This is a genomic window from Stenotrophomonas sp. YJH_SMC_64 (assembly GCF_059371375.1).
The window spans coordinates 14,655-31,672 of sequence record NZ_JCAFUN010000015.1; the positions used below are offsets into that span (position 1 = coordinate 14,655).

Genomic DNA, 17,018 nt, shown 5'->3' on the forward strand with positions numbered 1-17,018 from the left:
TCGGTGGGTGGATGTTGCGTTGGAGCCTACTTTGCCCGGTTTCCGCGTACGTTGGGTTGCAGGGCGTACGAAAAACTTGATCGATCGTCCTGTCGGCCTAGATCGTCCACTCGCGGTCGGTGGTGAACATGATGGTCAGCCAGCGGTCCGGCGAGGCCTCGCCCAGCGCGTTGCCGATCTCGTCGCGCAGCTGGTCCCATTCCACCAGCGGCCGCGGTGGGTCGTTTTCCGGCACCACGAAGAACAGCTCGATCTGCTCGCCTCGCCCCACCTGCGCCACGTAGCTGCGGTGCTCGACGAAGCCATGCTTGGCCACGATCGCGCGTGCCACGGCATCCACGTGCGCCTGCAGCTCCGGCGGGGTGACCAGCAGGATGCCGGCCAGCGCCCGGCGCACGGTGCCGAGCGGGGCGATCATCACCAGCACGCAGACGAAGGCAAGGATGGCCGGGTCGATGTACGGCCCGACCCAGGCCCAGGACGTGCCTTGCACCAGCACGCCGCCGAGGAAGGCCAGCAGGTAGCATGCCGACATGCTGGCCGCGATCACCCAGTTCTTCGCATCCAGTGCGATGAACTCCGAGCCGATGCGGCGGTTGGCGCGCAGGATGAACCAGGCCAGTGCGCCTTCGCCGACGATGGACAGCCCGGCGAAGGCGATGGCCGGGCCCAGTGCGATGTGGCGGCCACCGGACATCAACGCATCCACCGCATTGACCAGGGCATACAGTGCCGCACCGATCATCAGCGTGCCGCTGACCCCCAGCACGATCGGTTCCAGGTGCCAGAAGCCCATGGTGAAGCGCTGGTTGAGCCTCGACTGCAACGCATCGGTCTGGGTGGACAGCGCGATCAGGCGTGCCACCAGCAGCGACAGCCAGGTCATGACCACATCGATCAGGCCGTAGATGCCGTCGAAGATGATCAGCGAGGAATTGGCCAGCAGGCCGAATACCACTGCGGCGGCGGCCAGCAGCAGCGAGGCGGCGATCGACAGGCGCAGCACGCCCTGTTCGGTTGCGGGGTCGAAGAACTGCGGGCGGTGGGTGGCCATGGCCCGATTGTAGAGCGGCGGCATGCTTCGCTGCCTTCCGCTGTCCGGCATCGTCGCAGAACGTCGAGGACATCGCCGAGACGCCCAGCGAGCGTGATCGCGAATGCGTCGCCCAGGGCATGGCCAACCTGGTCATCGAATTCCTCGGCCGCATGCTGGATATGCAGCGCTACGATGCCGGTGACACGCAGGTCTACCGCGTGCGTGGGCAGGTGTTCCTTGCCTCGGCCGGCCCTCTGGGTACGGTGTTCGATTACCAGCACGTGACGCCGAAGGTACAGATTGATCTGCGCGACGCCCACCCGTGAGACCTGACCGCCTGAGGCGGCAGTGTTTCAAGAAGCAGACCGCCTATGGATGGCGGGTACTGATCACTTAGGAAAAGCTACGGACGGACTTATCTGTCGTCAAAGCGCCGACGCGATCAAACCGGATCGGCTACACCTCGAGACCGACTCCCTCGAAGCGTGGGCACGCTCCGGGGCGCAAGACCTCGCATTTGCGACAATCCTCGACGCACCTCAACCAGCGCCCTCGTCGGCCTCAAGCCGACGAGGGGTGAGCAAGGCAATGGCACTCGCAGGCCCGTGGGCCCGCTCTCTTACGCCATCATGGCCCGCGGGCCGTGCTGCTGGGTCTGCTGGTCGATCTTCTGCTGCTCGCGCTGCTGATCGCTCACCTGCAATGCCCGCTCGCTGTTTTCCTGCACGCTCTGGCGCATCGCGTCCGCCGTCGATACCGGCGCGGTATTGCGGTTCAACGCGCTTTCGTCGTGCAGTGCATTGGCCTGCACCGCGCGCGCCATCGAGCCATCCTGGTTCAGCTCAACGCGATCAACCCGGTACAGGCCGGCACGTGCAGCTTCCACGGTAAGCGCAGCAGCCAGCTTCTCGCTGTGCTCGCCGGAGGGCAGGCCACGCGCTTCCTCGGCGAACTTCACCTGCACCAGGGTCTCGGTGTACAGCCAGTTCTGCGGGCTGCGCGGGTCGGACATCGGGTACACCGTCTCGCGTGCAGGCTCGTCCGCTGCCTGCTGTTCCGGGGTGTTGCCCTGCGCCTGCGCACGCTGCTGCACTTCATTGGCCAGCGCCTGGCGGGTTTCCGCATCGGCAATGCCGGTCGCAGGCAGGCCATGCTGCTGCTGGAAAGCGTTGATCGCATGGCGGCTGCCACCGCCCAGATAGCCATCGCTACCGATGGCCTGGCCCTTGGCGTCGGTCAGCCCCAGCGCGGCCAGGTTGCCCTGGAGTTCGCGCGCGTCGCGGTCGATCGCGGCCAGCGTGGCTGGCCCGGCCTTGCCGTCCACCGGGTCCAGGTTGTGTGCGCGCTGGAAGTCTTCCACCGCCTTGCGGGTGGTGGCATCGAAGCGCCGGTCCGGATTCAGCGTCTGCTGGCCGCCAGCACTGGCATAGCCCAACGTGACCAGATTGCTCTCCAGCTTCAGCACGTCACGGCCGCTGGACCCTTCCTTCAACGTCTGCGAACCGGCCTGCTGGCGCGGTGCGCCGATCTGGTCCAGCGCCACCTTGATGTCCGCATCATTGTGCTCACCAGCGGGCGAGTAGTCGCGGCTGCTGACCTTGGCATGGGCGCGGTCCATTGCGTCCTTGTTGTTGGCATAGGCATTTTCGTAGCGCACGGCGATGTCGCCGGCCTTGGGCGCGTCGAAGTACTGGTAGGTCTCGCGGATCTGCCCGGCCTTCGCGCGCAGCGCCTCGTAGTCACCGCCTTCTTCCAGCACCTTCTGCAGCTTGGGCAGCTGGCTGGGCAACTGGTTGGCGGTCTTGGCGATCAGGCTGATCGCTTCGAAGCGGTTTTCCTCGGCGATGCCGCTGCCGTGTGCGTCCACCATCGCCATGCCGATCCGTGTGGCGTTGCGCACCTGCGGGTAGTCGATGTTCGCGTGGATCCACTGCTTGCCCTCGGCCGAACCGGCCCAGGCGTTGATGCTGTCGCGCGTGTTGGTATCGATGAACTGGATCGAGCTGCGCCCGCTCAGGCCATTGCCGTGGCTGAGCAGGTCGCGGCGCAGGTCGGCGTGGTCCTGGGTGAAGGGCAGGTTGTGCGCCTTGGCATAGGTGCTGGCCTGATCGATCACGGCGTCGACATAGGTCGTCTCGCCTGCCTTCAGTGCGTGGCCGTCGATGGCGCCCAGCGCCCACTCGCCGCGCTGGCCGAAGTCGACCTGGATCGCGCCCAGGCTGTAACCGCTGTTCTGCGCGACTTTGTTCACCGTGCCCCAGTGCGGTTCGGTCACGCCCTGGGTGATGCCGGCGATGGCCAGATGGTAGGAGGCGGGACCCCCTTCGGTACCACGGCCGACGGCGAAATACACGGCGCCGGAGGTGGCATCGAGATCATGGGTATCGATGTTGGTTGGCATGTCTTACATCCTTGTGCAGTCAGAGGGTTTGCCCCTCAAGGGTCAGTCCAGCAGCTGCAGATACTTCTGCAGCTGGTCGGCACGCGCGCTCAGGCGCATCACATCGTTCAGCTCGCCCTGCAGGTTGCCGGGCTGCGAATCGTCGTACAGCGCGGTATCCAGTTCGCCATCGCGGCTGCGCGACTGCAGCCACGCGCGCTGGGCATTCACCAGCTTGGTCTTTTTTGCGCCACTCAGCTTTGCCTGCAGCTGGCGGTAGGCCTGGTTCAGGCGCTGGTCCTGGCGTGCGCTTTCCGAGGTCAGGCAGGCGGCCTGCTCGATCGCACCCTGTGCCTTGTCACGGCAGGTGGTGAAGGCCGGGCTCAGCCCGGTGGCAGCCGGTGCTGCGGTTGCCGTGCCGATGGCCAGTACGGCAACCGCCAGCGCGGTGGCGAGGGTCCTGCTCAAACGCTTGTGCTGCATCATCTGCTCCACACGTCCAATCCATTGCGAGCGACGGACTATAACGGCGTCAATATTTCGTCGTCGTCAACGAATCGCGACAACTGTGACCGGTTGCCCGTCATTGTGGGGTGGCGCCGCCCGGCCTGCGGACCGCCCTCGGGCCCGGGCGCCCCAGCGCTGTCCGGGCGCCAGCCGCCGCCATTCAGCCGAGCGGTGTAAACTATTGATCTCACTGGCAATGCCAGTCTCCACGATCAACACCCCGATGACGTCCGCCACCGCCCGTTACGCTGATTCCCTGCGCCTGTCCGTTGCCCCGATGATGGACTGGACCGACCGCCATTGCCGCGTGTTCCATCGCGTGCTGGCGCCGGGTGCACGCCTGTACACGGAGATGGTGCACGCCAACGCGGTCATCCACGGCGACCGCGAGCGCCTGCTCGGCTTCGACCGCAGCGAACAGCCGCTGGCGCTGCAGCTGGGCGGCAGCGATCCTGCCCTGCTGGCGCAGGCTGCGCGCATTGCCGCCGAGTGGGGATACGACGAGGTCAACCTCAACTGCGGCTGCCCGTCCGACCGCGTGCAGGCCGGGCGTTTCGGCGCCTGCCTGATGCGCGAGCCGGTACTGGTGGCCGAGTGCGTGGCGGCCATGGTCGATGCGGTTGACATCCCGGTAACGGTGAAGTGCCGCCTGGGCGTGGACGAGGACAACGACTACGACGTGTTTGCCAGCTTCGTCGACCGCCAGGTCGCCGCTGGTGCGGCGATGGTGGTGGTGCATGCGCGCAACGCGTGGCTGAAGGGCCTGTCGCCGAAGGAGAACCGCGAGGTTCCGCCGCTGAAGTACGACTGGGCCTACCGCCTGAAGCAGGAGCGCCCGGCACTGCCGGTGGTGATCAACGGTGGCCTGGCCAGCATCGAGGCGGTACAGGCGCAGGCTGCGCACGTCGATGGCGTGATGCTGGGCCGGGCGGCCTATCACGACCCCTATCTGCTGCATCAGCTGGAGGCGCTGCACACCGGCGCCCCGCTACAGGCACGTGGTGACCTGCTGCGCGCGATGCGCCCCTACATCGAGGCGCGGCTGGGCGAAGGCCTGGCGCTGAAGCACATCACCCGCCACCTGCTCGGCCTGTTCCATGGCCAGCCCGGTGGTCGCGCCTTCCGCCAGGTGCTGAGCGAGGGCGCACACCGCCCGGGCGCCGGCTGGAGCCTGATCGAACAGGCCTTGGCGGTCACCGAACGCGAAGCTGATCGCGCCGCAGCGTGACGTCGGTCACGGTCCTGACTTGACAAGGGGCGGCGATTCGTCCCGAATGTTCACCTAGATGAACGACGCGAGCGCAGGGCCGGAAAAGTTCAGACCGGATTCACTGCCCCAAACCAAGAATTTGCAAAGGATTTGTAAAGCGCCGGGTCCCGAACCCGGCTCCCGGATTTACGACTTTTGAACGAATCGCCGTGCTCGGCTAGGATCGCATCGATGTCTTCCGCTCCCTTCCATCGCCGCATTGCCCTGGCCACCTGCGTGGTGCTGGCGGCTGCGCCGCTGTCTTCGGCGCTGGCGCAACAGCCGCCGCGTGGCGATCAGGGGCGCGCGGAGATGATGGAGCGGGGCGAGCGCGGTGGCCGTGGCGACGAGCGCTCGCTGTCCGATGCCGTGCGCCGCGTGCAGCGCACCACCGGCGGCCACATCCTCGGCGCCGAGCGCGTGCCGTTCGATGGGCGTGACATCAACCGGGTGAAGTACATGGACGACCGGGGCCGGGTCCGCTACATGGACGACCCCGCACCGTCGCGTTCACAGCCGCGCACGCCGCGGTCGGATATGTCATCACTACGCGGCGATAACCCCTGAACAGGGATAGTTGTCGCTATCAACCCGTACCCCACAGGCCTCCGGGCCACACCCAGGACACTAGGGAGAGTTCATGCGTATCCTTCTGGTCGAAGACGAAGCCCCGCTGCGTGAGACCCTGGCAGCCCGGCTCAAGCGCGAAGGCTTTGCCGTCGATGCTGCGCAGGACGGCGAGGAAGGCCTCTACATGGGGCGCGAAGTTCCGTTCGATGTCGGCATCATCGACCTCGGCCTGCCCAAGATGTCGGGCATGGAGCTGATCAAGGCCCTGCGTGACGAAGGCAAGAAGTTCCCGGTGCTGATCCTGACCGCGCGTTCGAGCTGGCAGGACAAGGTCGAAGGCCTGAAGCAGGGCGCCGACGACTACCTGGTCAAGCCGTTCCACGTCGAAGAGCTGCTGGCCCGCGTCAACGCGCTGCTGCGCCGCGCTGCCGGCTGGAGCAAGCCGACCCTGGAATGCGGCCCGGTCGCCCTGGACCTGGCTGCGCAGACCGTCAGCGTGGCCGGCAGCAATGTCGACCTGACCAGCTACGAATACAAGGTGCTGGAGTACCTGATGATGCACGCCGGTGAACTGGTCTCCAAGGCCGACCTCACCGAGCACATCTACCAGCAGGACTTCGACCGCGACTCGAACGTGCTGGAAGTGTTCATCGGCCGCCTGCGCAAGAAGCTGGACCCGGATGGCGAACTGAAGCCGATCGAGACCGTGCGCGGCCGCGGCTACCGTTTCGCGATTCCGCGCAACGAGGGCTGAGCCGGCTCAGCCTGGCGAGACCATGATGTCCGGCCGTCTGTGGTTCTTCCGACGCTGGCGGCCGCGCTCCCTGCAGGCGCGCCAGATGCTTGCCGCGTCCGTGGGCCTGGTCGCGTTCCTGGCCCTGGCCGGTTACGCACTCGACGCCGCCTTCGCCGATACGGCGAAGGCGAACCTGCGTGAGCGCCTGAAGAACTACGCCACCGCGTACGCGGCCGGCATCGACTTCACCCGCGACCGCTCGCTGTACATCCGCGAGCAGCCGCCGGATTCGCGCTTCGACGTGCCGGGCAGTGGCCTGTACCTGCAGGTAGTGATGCCGCACGGCAAGGGCAATTCGATGTCCGCCGAAGGCCCGATGCTGCCCACCGTCGGCGGCGGCCTGCTGGCGCCACGCCAGGAAGTGTTCGAAGGCCCGCTGCCGATGATCCAGATCGACGGCAGCCAGGGCTCGGTGTACCGCTATGGCCTGGGCCTGGTGTGGGACGCCGACGCCGACCCGGCCACCGAATTCCCGTACACCATCTATGTGATGGAAGACTCGCGCGCGCTGGGTGCGCAGCTGCGCGTGTTCCGCGGCCGTGTCTGGTTCTACCTGGGCGGCATCGGCCTGATCCTGCTGCTGCTGCAGACCGTCATCCTGCAGTGGAGCCTGCGTCCGCTGCGTCGGGTGATCACCGAGCTGACCAAGGTGCAGCGCGGCGAGACCGAGCGCATGAGCGAGCGCCACCCGCGCGAGCTGGAACCGCTGACCGACAGCATCAACGCCTTCATTGAAAGCGAGCGCGAGAACCTCGAGCGTCAGCGCAATACCCTGGCCGACCTGGCACACAGCCTGAAGACGCCCATTGCGGTGCTGCGCACGCAGATGGACAGCGGCGCGGGCGATGGCGCGCTGCGCGAGGAGCTGGACGTGCAGCTGCAGCGCATGAACAACCTGGTTTCGTACCAGCTGGCACGTGCTGCGTCGTCGGGCCACAAGCTGTTCTCCGCGCCGCTGCCGATCGAGTCCAACGCCGAGGAAATCGTACGTGGCCTGGAGAAGGTCTACGCCTCCAAGGGCGTGCTGTGCGAGTTCGACATCGATCCGGCCGCGCGCTTCCACGGCGAACCGGGCGATCTGCAGGAACTGCTCGGCAACCTGCTGGAAAACGCCTTCAAGTGGGCCAACCGCCGCGTGCTGCTGACCGCGCAGCCGCTGCCGGCACCGAACGCGCGCCGCGCTGGCCTGCTGCTGGCGGTGGACGACGATGGCCCGGGCATTGCCCCGGACGACATCGGCAAGGTGCTGCAGCGTGGCGTGCGTGGCGACGAGCGCGTGCAGGGCCACGGCATCGGCCTGTCGATCGTGCAGGACCTGATCAAGGATTACCGCGGCGAACTGGTCGTCGGCCGTTCCAGCGAACTGGGCGGCGCCCGTTTCGAAGTGCGTTTGCCGCCGGGGCCGTAAACCTTCGCAATCGGTAGTGCCGGCCGCTGGCCGGCAACTTCATGATCTTCGGTGGCATTGCCAGGTTGCCGGCCAGCGCCCGGCACTACCGTGTTTTGATCGTCGGCGGCTCGCCGTAGAACCGCCGCAGCCACGCGTTCCCGTCCGCCGGGCATCGCCTGACGCAACAGCGCGTGGTATTCCGGCAGTGCCGGCCGCTGGCCGGCACCCTCATGATCTTCGGTGGCGTTGCCAGGTTGCCGGCCAGCGGCCGGCACTACCGTGTTTCGATCTTCGGCGGCTCGCCATGGAACCGCCGCAGCCGCGCGTTCCCGTCCGCCGGGCATCGCCTGACGCAACAGCGCGTGGTGTTCCGGTAGTGCCGGCCGCTGGCCGGCACCCTCATGATCTTCGGTGGCATTGCCAGGTCGCCGGCCAGCGACCGGCACTACCGTGTTTCGATCGTCGGCGGCTCGCCATAGAACCGCCGCAGCCACACGTTCCCGTCCGCCGGACATCGCCTGGCGCAACAACGCGTGCGTAGTCCGGTAGTGCCGGCCGCTGGCCGGCACCCTCATGATCTTCGGTGGCATTGCCAGGTTGCCGGCAAGCGGCTGGCACTACCGTGTTTCGATCGTCAGCGGCTCGCCATGGAACCGCCGCGGCTGCGCGTTCCCGTCCGCCGGGCGTCGCCTGACGCAATAACGCGTGCGTAATCCGGTAGTGCCGGCCGCTGGCCGGCACCCTCATGATCTTCGGTGGCATTGCCAGGTTGCCGGCCAGCGGCCGGCACTACCGTGTTTCGACCTTTGGCGGCTCGCCGTAGCACCGCCGCAGCCACGCGTTCCCGTCCGCCGGGCATCGCCTGACGCAACAGCGCGTGCGCAATCCGGTAGTGCCGGCCGCTGGCCGGCACCCTCATGATCTTCGGTGGCATTGCCAGGTTGCCGGCCAGCGGCCGGCACTACCGTGTTTCGATCTTTGGCGGCTCGCCGTAGAACCGCCGCAGCTGCGCGGCGACCTCCGGCAACGCCTGCTGCAGCAGATCCGGTGCCGAGAAGTGATACTCGCTGGCCACCGCGAAGAACTCTTCCGGCGCCTCGGCCGCGTACGGGTCGATCAACGTCTCCTCGCCGGCATCCACCTGCGCGCAGAAGGCGTCGTAGGAACGCTGGAAGGTGGCTGCCCACTCGCGCTGCCACTCGCGCGGCAGTGGCGGCGTGCCGTCCATCGCGCCATCCAGCGCATCCAGCTTGTGCACCATCTCGTGCACCGCCACGCAGTAGCCCTCGTGCGGCGTCGCCAGGTCGGCCTGCACATCGGCCCACGACAGGATCAACGGACCGCTGTCCCACGACTCGCCAATCAGTTCGTCATCCCACTCATGCAGTACGCCGGCCGCATCCATGTGGCTGCGATGTACGCGGAATGCATCGGGGTAGACGATCAGCTGCGACCAGCCTTCCAGACCCACCTTGCCGAACTCCAGCAGCGGCAGGCAGCACAGTGCCGCCAGCAGCACGCCATCGCCGGCATGCAGCTGCAGCTCGCTGATCGGGGTAATGGTCTTCTCGTGCAGGAAGCGCGTGGCCAGCAGGCGCAATCGCGCGCGGCGTTCGTCGTCCAGACCGTGCAGCCAGGCGGCGCGGCGGCAGGCCTCATTCCACAGTACATCGTCGATCGGCCGCGGCGCAGGCCGCAGCCACTGCAGCAGCGACTTGATCAGCGGAACATTCCCGGCAGGTAGCTGTGCCACTTCGGTGCGCGGATGCGCTGCAGCACGTCGTCATCGCTGCCACCGCCGCCCGTGCTGGTGTTGGCTGCCGGGCGGACCGGTGCCGGCTTGGTGGTGGCGGCCGAAGCGGTCGCGGTCGGTGCACGCTGCGAAGCGGCATCGCCGTTGGAGGACACGCAGGCGCCGCGGCTGTCGTCCAGCGCTGCCGTCGCAGACGCCGCGAAGGGCATCGTCAGCAGGATCAGGCAATGGGCATAACGGCGCATTGACGACATCCACGTTAAGGGAAGGTGAGTTCCCGATTCTAGCCCGAACCCGGCGCCCCGTTGGAAGCCCCCGCGGAACCCAGCGTGGCGGGCGCCGCTGGCGGCTTTCCCGCATAATTCCTTCCTGACTTCGTGGAAGCTGCCGTGGACGACCGCCAATTGCTGGCCAAACTCGCTGCCGGTCGCCTCTCCGGCGACGCCCTGGCCCGTGAGCTGGGCCAGACCCGGGCGGCCATTTGGAAGCGTATTCAAGGACTTAGAGCCGCCGGTGTAGACATCGAGGGGCGTGCAGGTGAGGGCTATGGCCTGACCCGCCCGGTCGACCTACTGGACCCGGACGCGATCCGTGCCGGCCTGCCTGCCGGCGTCCAAGCCCTGCTGCACGACCTGCAGGTCGCCTGGACAGTGGACTCGACCAACGCCGAATTGCTGCGTTGCAGCGCGCCCCAGCGCGGGGTGAGCGTCCTGCTGGCCGAGCGCCAGACCGGCGGCCGCGGCCGTCGCGGCCGTACGTGGGCGTCGCCGCTGGCCGCGCATATCTACCTGTCGGTGCTGCGGCTGTTTTCCGGTGGCCTCGGTCGCCTGGCCGGGCTGAGCCTGGTGGCCGGCATCGCCGTGGCCGAAGCGCTGCACGACCTGGGCTACACCCAGGCGCAGCTGAAGTGGCCGAACGACCTGCTGGTCGATGGCCGCAAGCTGGTCGGCCTGCTCGCAGAAGGCGGTGGCGAATACGCCGGCCCGGCGCGCGCGGTGATCGGCATCGGCATCAACACGCACATGCCGCCGTCCTTCGCCGAGCAGATCACCCAGCCGTGGGTGGACCTGGACACGCTGGCCGGCAAGCCGGTGGACCGCAACGTGGTGGTTGCTGCCGTGCTGGCGCGCCTGCTGCCGGCACTGGAAGAATTCGATCGCGAAGGCCTCGCTCCCTTCCTGCCGCGCTACGCCGCGTTCGACATGCTGGCCGGTCGCGAAGTACGGGTGGAACTGGAAGGGCAGTGGCAGCATGGCACCGCACTCGGCCTGGCTGATGACGGCGCCTTGCGCGTGCGCATCGATGGCCGTGAGCGCCTGCTGCACGCCGGCGAAGTCAGCGTGAGGGCGGCATGAGCGATTGGTTGTTCGACCTCGGCAACTCGCGCTTCAAGTTCGCGCCGTTGCAGGGTGACCGTGCCGGTGACGTGCAGGCCTGGGCGCATGGCGCCGAAGGCATGGCCGGACAGCCGCCGCACAGCCTGCCCAGCGGCACCACCGCGTTCGTGGCCAGCGTGGCCGCACCGTCGCTGACCAGCGCGATGCTGGACCAGCTGCAGCGTCGCTTCGAGCACGTGCACGTGGTGCGTACCAGCGCCGAATGCGCCGGTGTGCGCATTGCCTATGCCAAGCCCGAAAAATTCGGTGTGGACCGCTTCCTGGCCCTGCTGGCCGCGGCCAAGGCGCAGCGCCCGGTGCTGGTGGTCGGGGTGGGCACCGCACTGACGATTGATCTGCTCGACGCCGACGGCCAGCACCACGGTGGCCGCATTTCCGCATCGCCCACCACCATGCGCGAAGCACTGCATGCCCGCGCGGTGCAGCTGCCGGCTACCGGCGGTGACTACAGCGAATTCGCCAACGACACCGCCGACGCGCTCGCCTCCGGCTGCGATGGTGCGGCCGTGGCACTGATCGAACGCAGCGCACAGCAGGCGCACACGCTGCTGGGCGTTGCGCCCTCGCTGCTGGTGCATGGTGGCGGCGCACCGGCGCTGATGCCGTTGCTGCCTGGCGCCGACTACCACCCCTCGCTGGTGCTGGATGGCCTCGCCCGCTGGGCGGTGCACCAGCCCGCAGGCTAGTATCCGCGCATGCTGACCCGTGCCCTGATCGTCGTACTGGCCATCCTCAATCTTGGCGTCGCCTGCTGGTGGCTGCTGCGCGATGCACCGCAGAAGCCTGCGCCGCCGCCGCAACCCGCCGGCGTGGCCGAGCTGCGCTGGGTGCCCGGTGGCGTGGATGCCGCTGCGGCCGCCGAAGCCACGGCCGCCGCGCCGACCGCGCCGTTGATGGAGCGCGAACCGGCGGAGAAGACGGCCGTGGCTGTAACGCCGGCGCCCGCCGCCCCGGCCAAGCCGGAGATTGCCAAGCCGCAGGCGGCTGAGGCTACGCCGGTTGCTGCCGCTGCCAAGCCGGCAACACCGCCTGCACCGACCCCGACCCCGGCACCGGCACCGGAGAAGCCCGCAACCCCGCCCGCGGCCGCCGAGCCGCCGCGCTGCGTCGCGCTGGGCCCGTTCGCCGACCGCGCCGCCGCTACCAGTGCGCAGGGCAAGGCCAGCACGCTGCTCAGCCAGGTGCGCCTGCGCGAACAGCCTGCTGCCAGCGGCAGTGCCCGTTACCGGGTGATGCTGCCGGCCGCCGCCAACCGCGAAGAAGCCCAGGCCACCGTGAAACGCATCGTCGCCGCTGGCCTGAGCGACTACTACATCATCAGCCAAGGCGAGGAGGCCAACGCCGTGGCGCTGGGCCAGTACCGCAACCGCGAAGGCGCCGAGCGGCGCATGGCGGCGGTGCAGGCCGCCGGCTTCCAGCCGCGCCTTGTCGCCAGCGGCGACGCCGGGCAGTGGTGGCTGGAAGGGCAGCTGGCGGCAGGCACGCAACCGGCCCAGGCCCAGCAGCGCAGCGGGGCGGCACAGAGCCGGTCGCTGGAATGCGCAAGGTTGCGCTAGAATCCCCGGACCGCGGCGCTGCCGCCGGTGATCCACCCATGCCGCTTTAGCTCAGTTGGTAGAGCAACTGTCTTGTAAACAGTAGGTCATCCGTTCGATTCGGATAAGCGGCACCATCGCCTGATCCAGTGGCGTCCGAGCAAATCCAAGATGCACAATAAACCTGCTGAAAAAGCGGGTTTTTTTGTGCCTATCCGTCCGCACCCGTCCAGCCACATCCAAGATGATTGGGGGTGCAGCTGGGGGTGCATTTCGTAAACTTCGAGCCAAGCAGGAGGATGTACCCCCAATGGCCAGCAAGACATTGACTGATATGGCAGCAAGGAGTGCCAAGGGTAGGGATAAGCCTTACAAGTTGGCGGCAGGGGCTGGCTTGTACCTGCAAGTGATGCCCAATGGATCCAGGTATTGGCGGATGAAGTACCGCTATGGAGCGAAGGAGAAGTTGCTGTCAATCGGTGTCTACCCCGAGATATCCCTCAAAGAGGCGGTAGAGAAGCGTGACATTGCTCGAGCACAACTACGGGCTGGGCAGGATCCTTCCGAGGAGAAGCAGTTGGTCAAGCTGAAGGCCCAACTGTCGGCAGATGGTCGCTTTGAAGCGATTGCCCTGGAGTGGCTGGAGAGTCGCCGCGACCTTGCCGAGAGCACATGGAGCAAGGCCAAGTGGATGCTTGAGACCTATGCGTTCCCCTGGCTGGGGCGTCGGCCTATTGAGGACATCAGTACGGCAGAAGTGCTTGCGGTGCTGCGTCGGCTGGAGGCACAGGAGAAGATCGAGTCCACGCAGCGTCTTCGCCAGATCTGTGGCCAGGTGTTCCGCTACGCAGTTGCTACCGGGAGGCTTGATCGTGACCCTACCAGCGCATTGCGGGGCGCATTGAAAACTGCGAAGAACCGCCACTATGCGTCGATCACAGACCCAGTCAAGGTTGGCGAACTGTTACGGGCTATCGATGGCTATACGGGACAGCTCACGACGCTGTGCGCATTGAAGTTTGCTCCGTTGGTGTTCACGCGCCCCGGTGAGTTGCGTAAGGCGGAATGGGCCGAGATTGACCTCGATGCCGGGCAATGGAGCATCCCTGCCGAGAAGATGAAAATGGGTGTTGCCCATATCGTCCCTCTTTCAAAGCAAGCCATTGCGATCCTGAGGGAGTTGCAGCCGGTCACGGGCAAGAGTCGCTATGTGTTCCCTTCCATTCGTAGCCTGCGTGATCCAATGAGTGAGAACACGGTAAACGCAGCACTCCGTAGGCTGGGCTATGGCACCGATGACATGACGGGACACGGATTCCGGAGCATGGCTTCCACCTTGCTGCATGAGCAGGGATGGACTTCTGACGCCATTGAACGCCAGTTGGCGCACTCCGAGCGGAATCCCATCAAGGCGGCCTACAACCGTGCGGAACATCTACCGGAGCGGAGGCGGATGATGCAGGCATGGGCTGACTATCTCGACAAGCTGAAGGTGCAGAATTCGAAGCCAAAATTGAAGCTTGTTGGATAGTTTGGCTGAGACTGACGTGCCCTTGTGCGTTCATCGGATGTGGCGTCGACATTTGTGTCAGAAGAAGTGGCTGCTTTCGACCCGAAGCGGACAGTGCATCATGTTAAACGACGAGGCCCGCAGAGATGCGGGCCTTGTGCATCATGAGCGATCAGAAGTGAACCTGACCCTGTTAGTTGTTCTCGGTCTTTTGGGTGTGGTGACGCGAACGCCGCATGACCCGCGTGCGACGCAGGTGAGCCAGCAGCTCCTGCTTCAGCGCGCCGCGGGACTGGATGTAGAGCGTGCGGTAGATGGTTTCGTGGGACACCTGACGGCTCGTCTGGCCGGGATACGTGTGCCGGAGCCAGCCGGCCACCTGCTCCGGCGACCATTGCCGCTTGAGCTTGATCGCGACGTGTCGCGCCAGGTCCCGATGCACGGCCAGCTTACAGGGCTTGGGACGCCGTGCTCGATTCCATGCCGCAGGATCGGCTTGCGTGGCGCGGTACCCTTGCGGTCCTTCATTACGACGGAGTTCGTGGCTCACCGTGGAAGGCGCTCGACCCAAGGCGGCGGCGATGGTCCGCATCGATTGGCCTGCGGCGATCCCGCGCGATATCTCTTCTCGCTCGCCCAAGCTGAGTGCCGGGTGGATCTTCGACGCTCAGGCGGTCGGATCCCGCCTGACAAGGCCAGGATCCTCTGTACGGAGGAGTGGTTACGATCGAACAACTGGGCGATCTGCTGCAAGGACTCGCCCCGACGCCAACGATCCCACATCAGCGCCTTCTGGCTCTCGCTGTAGTAGATCCTTGTCCCGTACTTCATCTGCAACACTCCCGCCGCGCCAAGCGGCCTTCAGTGTGTTGCATCGATCAATTGAATCCGCGACCCACAGCGGACATTGCCGACCCACCGGGCTAGGCGCCCAATATCAGTCGTCCCACTCTTCGTTCCGCTTGGCCTCGCGCTGACGATCAATGCAGCCGCAGTCTTGGTCGTATATGCGTTCAAAGCCACTATGTCCGTCGTCCACGTCTTCGGAACGAACGGTGCGCTGACAGTTGTAACACTCGTAGTAAAAAGTGGTCATGAAGGACTCTACGGTCAGGTGACGGCACGCGCGATATGTTTCTGGCTAGCGAACAATTAGCTAGGCCGCCGCTGTAGCTTTGATGCGAAATTCTTGGTCGTGCTGCCCCTTTCTGACCTCGAAGACATCGGAGTGCTTCTTCAGCAGATCGGCGAAGTTAGAGGCGTTATAAGTACTTTCGTCAAAAGTCGGGTCGAGCCGTTTAACCATAGGCCGAATCGCGGCCTTAAGAACCCATGGGTCTCCTCGATTCGCTGAAAGGCGCAAAATCGCTCTGCGAATCAAGTCGACAGGGTCAGCAGGTGCAGGAGCTATATCCTCGTTCGGGTCTTCGCAGGCGGCCGGCTTGGTGCCGTCTATCAGAAGGGACTCGTAGTATCTGAATTCGTGGCAGCTATGAGCCCAGTGGCGATTGGTTGTTGCTTCGCAGCCCACGCCCACCAACGTCTTTCCGGCAGCTTTGATCTTCTGTGCAACAGGCAGGAAATCGCTGTCGCCTCCCACGATGACGATCGTCGTGATGTGCGGAAACCGGATGATGTCCTCGGTAGCGTCCAGACATAGCTTGATGTCCGCACCGTTCTTTGCGGAGGCACCTGGCGGGAACAGCTGGATCAGTTCGACCGCGTTGTGCAGGAGGACTTCGCGGTATCGTGAGAACCATTGCCAATTGCCGTAGGCCCGGTTGATGGCCACCGAACCGAGCGAAGCTATGAATTCCATCAGAGCTTCGACGTCGATCACGGGCTCTTGATTGGTAAAGCGTGTTTGCTTGTAAGCGCCCACGCCCTTTCGGCGGTCCAATACGCTTGCATGGATATTTTCGAAATCCCAGTACAGCGCAACCGTCGACTGGTCCGAGCTTTGAAATGCGTTCATTTGCGTTGCATGCTGTGAGGAGTCGGCAGGCGTCCGCCGAATCATTCAGGAAGTGTTCCATCAGGGCTAGCGAACTCTCCACGACCCTTGCGAAGGTCGCTTACGATTTGCCTGACCGTGTAATCGAGATCAAGCTTCCGCCTTAACGCTTCATCAAGCTGTGCTCGAAACTCTTCGAAGGTCGCGCAGGAACGGGTCAACGCAACGATCTGGCCGATCATATCTGCATGGTTGCTTGTGGCGCGCCGGGAGCTGATCTCCATTTCCGTCAACCGCTGGGCCAATTCCATTAGGTCGGCGGACCGCCACTTGTGGAGCGTGGCTTCTTCCTCTGCAATCTCGGCCTCGGCAAGTTGTAAGGAGCGCTGATCACGCAGTTGGGTATGGAACGCCAGTGTTTGTCCGCTAGGCGTGCTGCGAAGAATGCTGCTCGTCTCTTGCCAGTCGGCCGGCGCTCGGGGATTGCTCGCCAGGTATTGCTCTAGTGCCAACAGGGCCCACTCCGGGCATCGGCGGCTGCTCGGGCGGCCAGCAGGCATCATCCACGCCTGAAGCGTGCGCACAGAGACCTTCTTTCGTGTTTGCCTGCTCAGAATTGCTGCCACGTGGCTGTAGTCGCCGTTGTACGGGCCATGCAAAAGCTCGGACACCCGCCTTTGCGTGTGGGCATCGTGCACTAGTTGATGAAGCTCGTCGCGCAGTGCGGCGACGTGGGCAGCCTCGACCGAGGGGAGCCTTTCTCCCTCGAGAGAAATCACCCAGCCAGGCGCAGTCGAGTTATAGGCAATGCGAAACACCAGGCCTGTTGGCCTGTGCCTGGCAGTCGCTGCTCGATACGTATATTCCCAATCCATCTATGTCTCCGGTGTTCGCACATTGTGCGGCACAATGTGCGGAAGTGCAACGCCGTTTGGCGTCTA

General features: G+C 65.4%; 16 protein-coding genes, 1 tRNA gene and 1 pseudogene. 10 read left to right on the forward strand and 8 right to left on the reverse strand.

Annotated elements, in window-relative coordinates:
• Nucleotides 1-97: 97 nt before the first annotated feature.
• Nucleotides 98-1,078, reverse strand: a complete 981-nt coding sequence (locus AC5P9L_RS16450; RefSeq protein ID WP_111189348.1) for a cation diffusion facilitator family transporter — start codon at nt 1,076-1,078, stop codon at nt 98-100.
• A 95-nt stretch (nt 1,079-1,173) separates the two neighbouring features.
• On the opposite strand from AC5P9L_RS16450, the gene AC5P9L_RS16455 reads away from it, so the two are divergent.
• Nucleotides 1,174-1,362: a sulfate transporter gene (locus AC5P9L_RS16455; protein ID WP_224119324.1), complete on the forward strand. Its 189-nt coding sequence runs from the start codon at nt 1,174-1,176 to the stop codon at nt 1,360-1,362.
• 293 nt (nt 1,363-1,655) lie between these two features.
• Here AC5P9L_RS16455 and AC5P9L_RS16460 read toward each other — a convergent pair whose 3' ends face one another.
• Together AC5P9L_RS16460 and AC5P9L_RS16465 are read right to left on the reverse strand one after the other, a co-directional pair.
• On the reverse strand, nt 1,656-3,437 hold the full coding sequence (locus AC5P9L_RS16460; protein WP_100438230.1) for a peptidoglycan-binding domain-containing protein: 1,782 nt from the start codon (nt 3,435-3,437) through the stop codon (nt 1,656-1,658).
• Between the two features lie 42 nt (nt 3,438-3,479).
• Nucleotides 3,480-3,899 (reverse strand): lysozyme inhibitor LprI family protein, encoded by a 420-nt coding sequence (locus AC5P9L_RS16465; protein WP_217279065.1) that lies wholly within the window; start codon nt 3,897-3,899, stop codon nt 3,480-3,482.
• Between the two features lie 220 nt (nt 3,900-4,119).
• Between AC5P9L_RS16465 and dusA the strand changes: the two genes are divergently transcribed.
• From dusA to AC5P9L_RS16485, 4 genes are all read left to right on the forward strand, one after another.
• Nucleotides 4,120-5,151 carry a tRNA dihydrouridine(20/20a) synthase DusA gene (gene dusA / locus AC5P9L_RS16470; RefSeq protein ID WP_005407692.1) on the forward strand — a complete coding sequence of 344 codons (1,032 nt, stop codon included), beginning with the start codon at nt 4,120-4,122 and terminating at the stop codon, nt 5,149-5,151.
• 213 nt (nt 5,152-5,364) lie between these two features.
• Nucleotides 5,365-5,739, forward strand: a complete 375-nt coding sequence (locus AC5P9L_RS16475) for a hypothetical protein (RefSeq protein WP_005407693.1) — start codon at nt 5,365-5,367, stop codon at nt 5,737-5,739.
• Between the two features lie 73 nt (nt 5,740-5,812).
• On the forward strand, nt 5,813-6,496 hold the full coding sequence (locus tag AC5P9L_RS16480; RefSeq protein WP_004136763.1) for a response regulator transcription factor: 684 nt from the start codon (nt 5,813-5,815) through the stop codon (nt 6,494-6,496).
• Between the two features lie 25 nt (nt 6,497-6,521).
• The gene (locus tag AC5P9L_RS16485; protein WP_005407694.1) at nt 6,522-7,946 is read left to right on the forward strand and encodes an ATP-binding protein; all 1,425 of its coding nucleotides are present in this window, start codon (nt 6,522-6,524) and stop codon (nt 7,944-7,946) included.
• A 943-nt stretch (nt 7,947-8,889) separates the two neighbouring features.
• Here AC5P9L_RS16485 and AC5P9L_RS16490 read toward each other — a convergent pair.
• Complete coding sequence (locus AC5P9L_RS16490) at nt 8,890-9,681, reverse strand: M90 family metallopeptidase (RefSeq protein WP_164281618.1); 792 nt, start codon at nt 9,679-9,681, stop codon at nt 8,890-8,892.
• Nucleotides 9,648-9,926: a hypothetical protein gene (locus AC5P9L_RS16495; RefSeq protein ID WP_005411956.1), complete on the reverse strand. Its 279-nt coding sequence runs from the start codon at nt 9,924-9,926 to the stop codon at nt 9,648-9,650. The genes AC5P9L_RS16490 and AC5P9L_RS16495 overlap by 34 nt, the downstream gene beginning before the upstream one ends.
• A gap of 144 nt (nt 9,927-10,070) precedes the next feature.
• Between AC5P9L_RS16495 and birA the strand changes: the two genes are divergently transcribed.
• From birA to AC5P9L_RS16520, 5 genes are all read left to right on the forward strand, one after another.
• Nucleotides 10,071-11,036 (forward strand): bifunctional biotin--[acetyl-CoA-carboxylase] ligase/biotin operon repressor BirA, encoded by a 966-nt coding sequence (gene birA, locus AC5P9L_RS16500; RefSeq protein WP_043035430.1) that lies wholly within the window; start codon nt 10,071-10,073, stop codon nt 11,034-11,036.
• Complete coding sequence (locus tag AC5P9L_RS16505) at nt 11,033-11,764, forward strand: type III pantothenate kinase (RefSeq protein ID WP_005407698.1); 732 nt, start codon at nt 11,033-11,035, stop codon at nt 11,762-11,764. The genes birA and AC5P9L_RS16505 overlap by 4 nt, the downstream gene beginning before the upstream one ends.
• 9 nt (nt 11,765-11,773) lie before the next feature.
• Nucleotides 11,774-12,634, forward strand: coding sequence for an SPOR domain-containing protein (locus AC5P9L_RS16510; protein WP_262101535.1), 861 nt, complete (start codon nt 11,774-11,776; stop codon nt 12,632-12,634).
• A 40-nt stretch (nt 12,635-12,674) separates the two neighbouring features.
• Nucleotides 12,675-12,750, forward strand: a tRNA-Thr gene (locus tag AC5P9L_RS16515).
• Nucleotides 12,751-12,947: 197 nt separating this feature from the next.
• On the forward strand, nt 12,948-14,144 hold the full coding sequence (locus AC5P9L_RS16520) for a tyrosine-type recombinase/integrase (protein ID WP_423159927.1): 1,197 nt from the start codon (nt 12,948-12,950) through the stop codon (nt 14,142-14,144).
• A gap of 175 nt (nt 14,145-14,319) precedes the next feature.
• On the opposite strand, the pseudogene AC5P9L_RS16525 reads toward AC5P9L_RS16520, so the two are convergent.
• The 3 genes and pseudogenes from AC5P9L_RS16525 to AC5P9L_RS16535 all read right to left on the reverse strand — a co-directional run.
• Nucleotides 14,320-14,954, reverse strand: a pseudogene (locus AC5P9L_RS16525) (transposase); the annotation flags it as partial.
• Between the two features lie 325 nt (nt 14,955-15,279).
• The gene (locus AC5P9L_RS16530) at nt 15,280-16,098 is read right to left on the reverse strand and encodes an NYN domain-containing protein (protein ID WP_056932592.1); all 819 of its coding nucleotides are present in this window, start codon (nt 16,096-16,098) and stop codon (nt 15,280-15,282) included.
• 41 nt (nt 16,099-16,139) lie between these two features.
• Nucleotides 16,140-16,952 (reverse strand): hypothetical protein, encoded by an 813-nt coding sequence (locus tag AC5P9L_RS16535; protein WP_161771005.1) that lies wholly within the window; start codon nt 16,950-16,952, stop codon nt 16,140-16,142.
• Between the last annotated feature and the right edge of the window lie 66 nt (nt 16,953-17,018).

What these genes read in the sequence shown, in the direction of transcription:
- AC5P9L_RS16450 (WP_111189348.1), bottom strand. Translation starts at nt 1,078, where the DNA reads ATGCCGCCGCTCTACAATCGGGCCATGGCCACCCACCGCCCGCAGTTC.
- AC5P9L_RS16455 (WP_224119324.1), top strand. Translation starts at nt 1,174, where the DNA reads ATGGCCAACCTGGTCATCGAATTCCTCGGCCGCATGCTGGATATGCAG.
- AC5P9L_RS16460 (WP_100438230.1), bottom strand. Translation starts at nt 3,437, where the DNA reads ATGCCAACCAACATCGATACCCATGATCTCGATGCCACCTCCGGCGCC.
- AC5P9L_RS16465 (WP_217279065.1), bottom strand. Translation starts at nt 3,899, where the DNA reads ATGCAGCACAAGCGTTTGAGCAGGACCCTCGCCACCGCGCTGGCGGTT.
- dusA (WP_005407692.1), top strand. Translation starts at nt 4,120, where the DNA reads ATGCCAGTCTCCACGATCAACACCCCGATGACGTCCGCCACCGCCCGT.
- AC5P9L_RS16475 (WP_005407693.1), top strand. Translation starts at nt 5,365, where the DNA reads ATGTCTTCCGCTCCCTTCCATCGCCGCATTGCCCTGGCCACCTGCGTG.
- AC5P9L_RS16480 (WP_004136763.1), top strand. Translation starts at nt 5,813, where the DNA reads ATGCGTATCCTTCTGGTCGAAGACGAAGCCCCGCTGCGTGAGACCCTG.
- AC5P9L_RS16485 (WP_005407694.1), top strand. Translation starts at nt 6,522, where the DNA reads ATGTCCGGCCGTCTGTGGTTCTTCCGACGCTGGCGGCCGCGCTCCCTG.
- AC5P9L_RS16495 (WP_005411956.1), bottom strand. Translation starts at nt 9,926, where the DNA reads ATGCGCCGTTATGCCCATTGCCTGATCCTGCTGACGATGCCCTTCGCG.
- AC5P9L_RS16505 (WP_005407698.1), top strand. Translation starts at nt 11,033, where the DNA reads ATGAGCGATTGGTTGTTCGACCTCGGCAACTCGCGCTTCAAGTTCGCG.
- AC5P9L_RS16510 (WP_262101535.1), top strand. Translation starts at nt 11,774, where the DNA reads ATGCTGACCCGTGCCCTGATCGTCGTACTGGCCATCCTCAATCTTGGC.
- AC5P9L_RS16520 (WP_423159927.1), top strand. Translation starts at nt 12,948, where the DNA reads ATGGCAGCAAGGAGTGCCAAGGGTAGGGATAAGCCTTACAAGTTGGCG.
- AC5P9L_RS16530 (WP_056932592.1), bottom strand. Translation starts at nt 16,098, where the DNA reads ATGAACGCATTTCAAAGCTCGGACCAGTCGACGGTTGCGCTGTACTGG.
- AC5P9L_RS16535 (WP_161771005.1), bottom strand. Translation starts at nt 16,952, where the DNA reads ATGGATTGGGAATATACGTATCGAGCAGCGACTGCCAGGCACAGGCCA.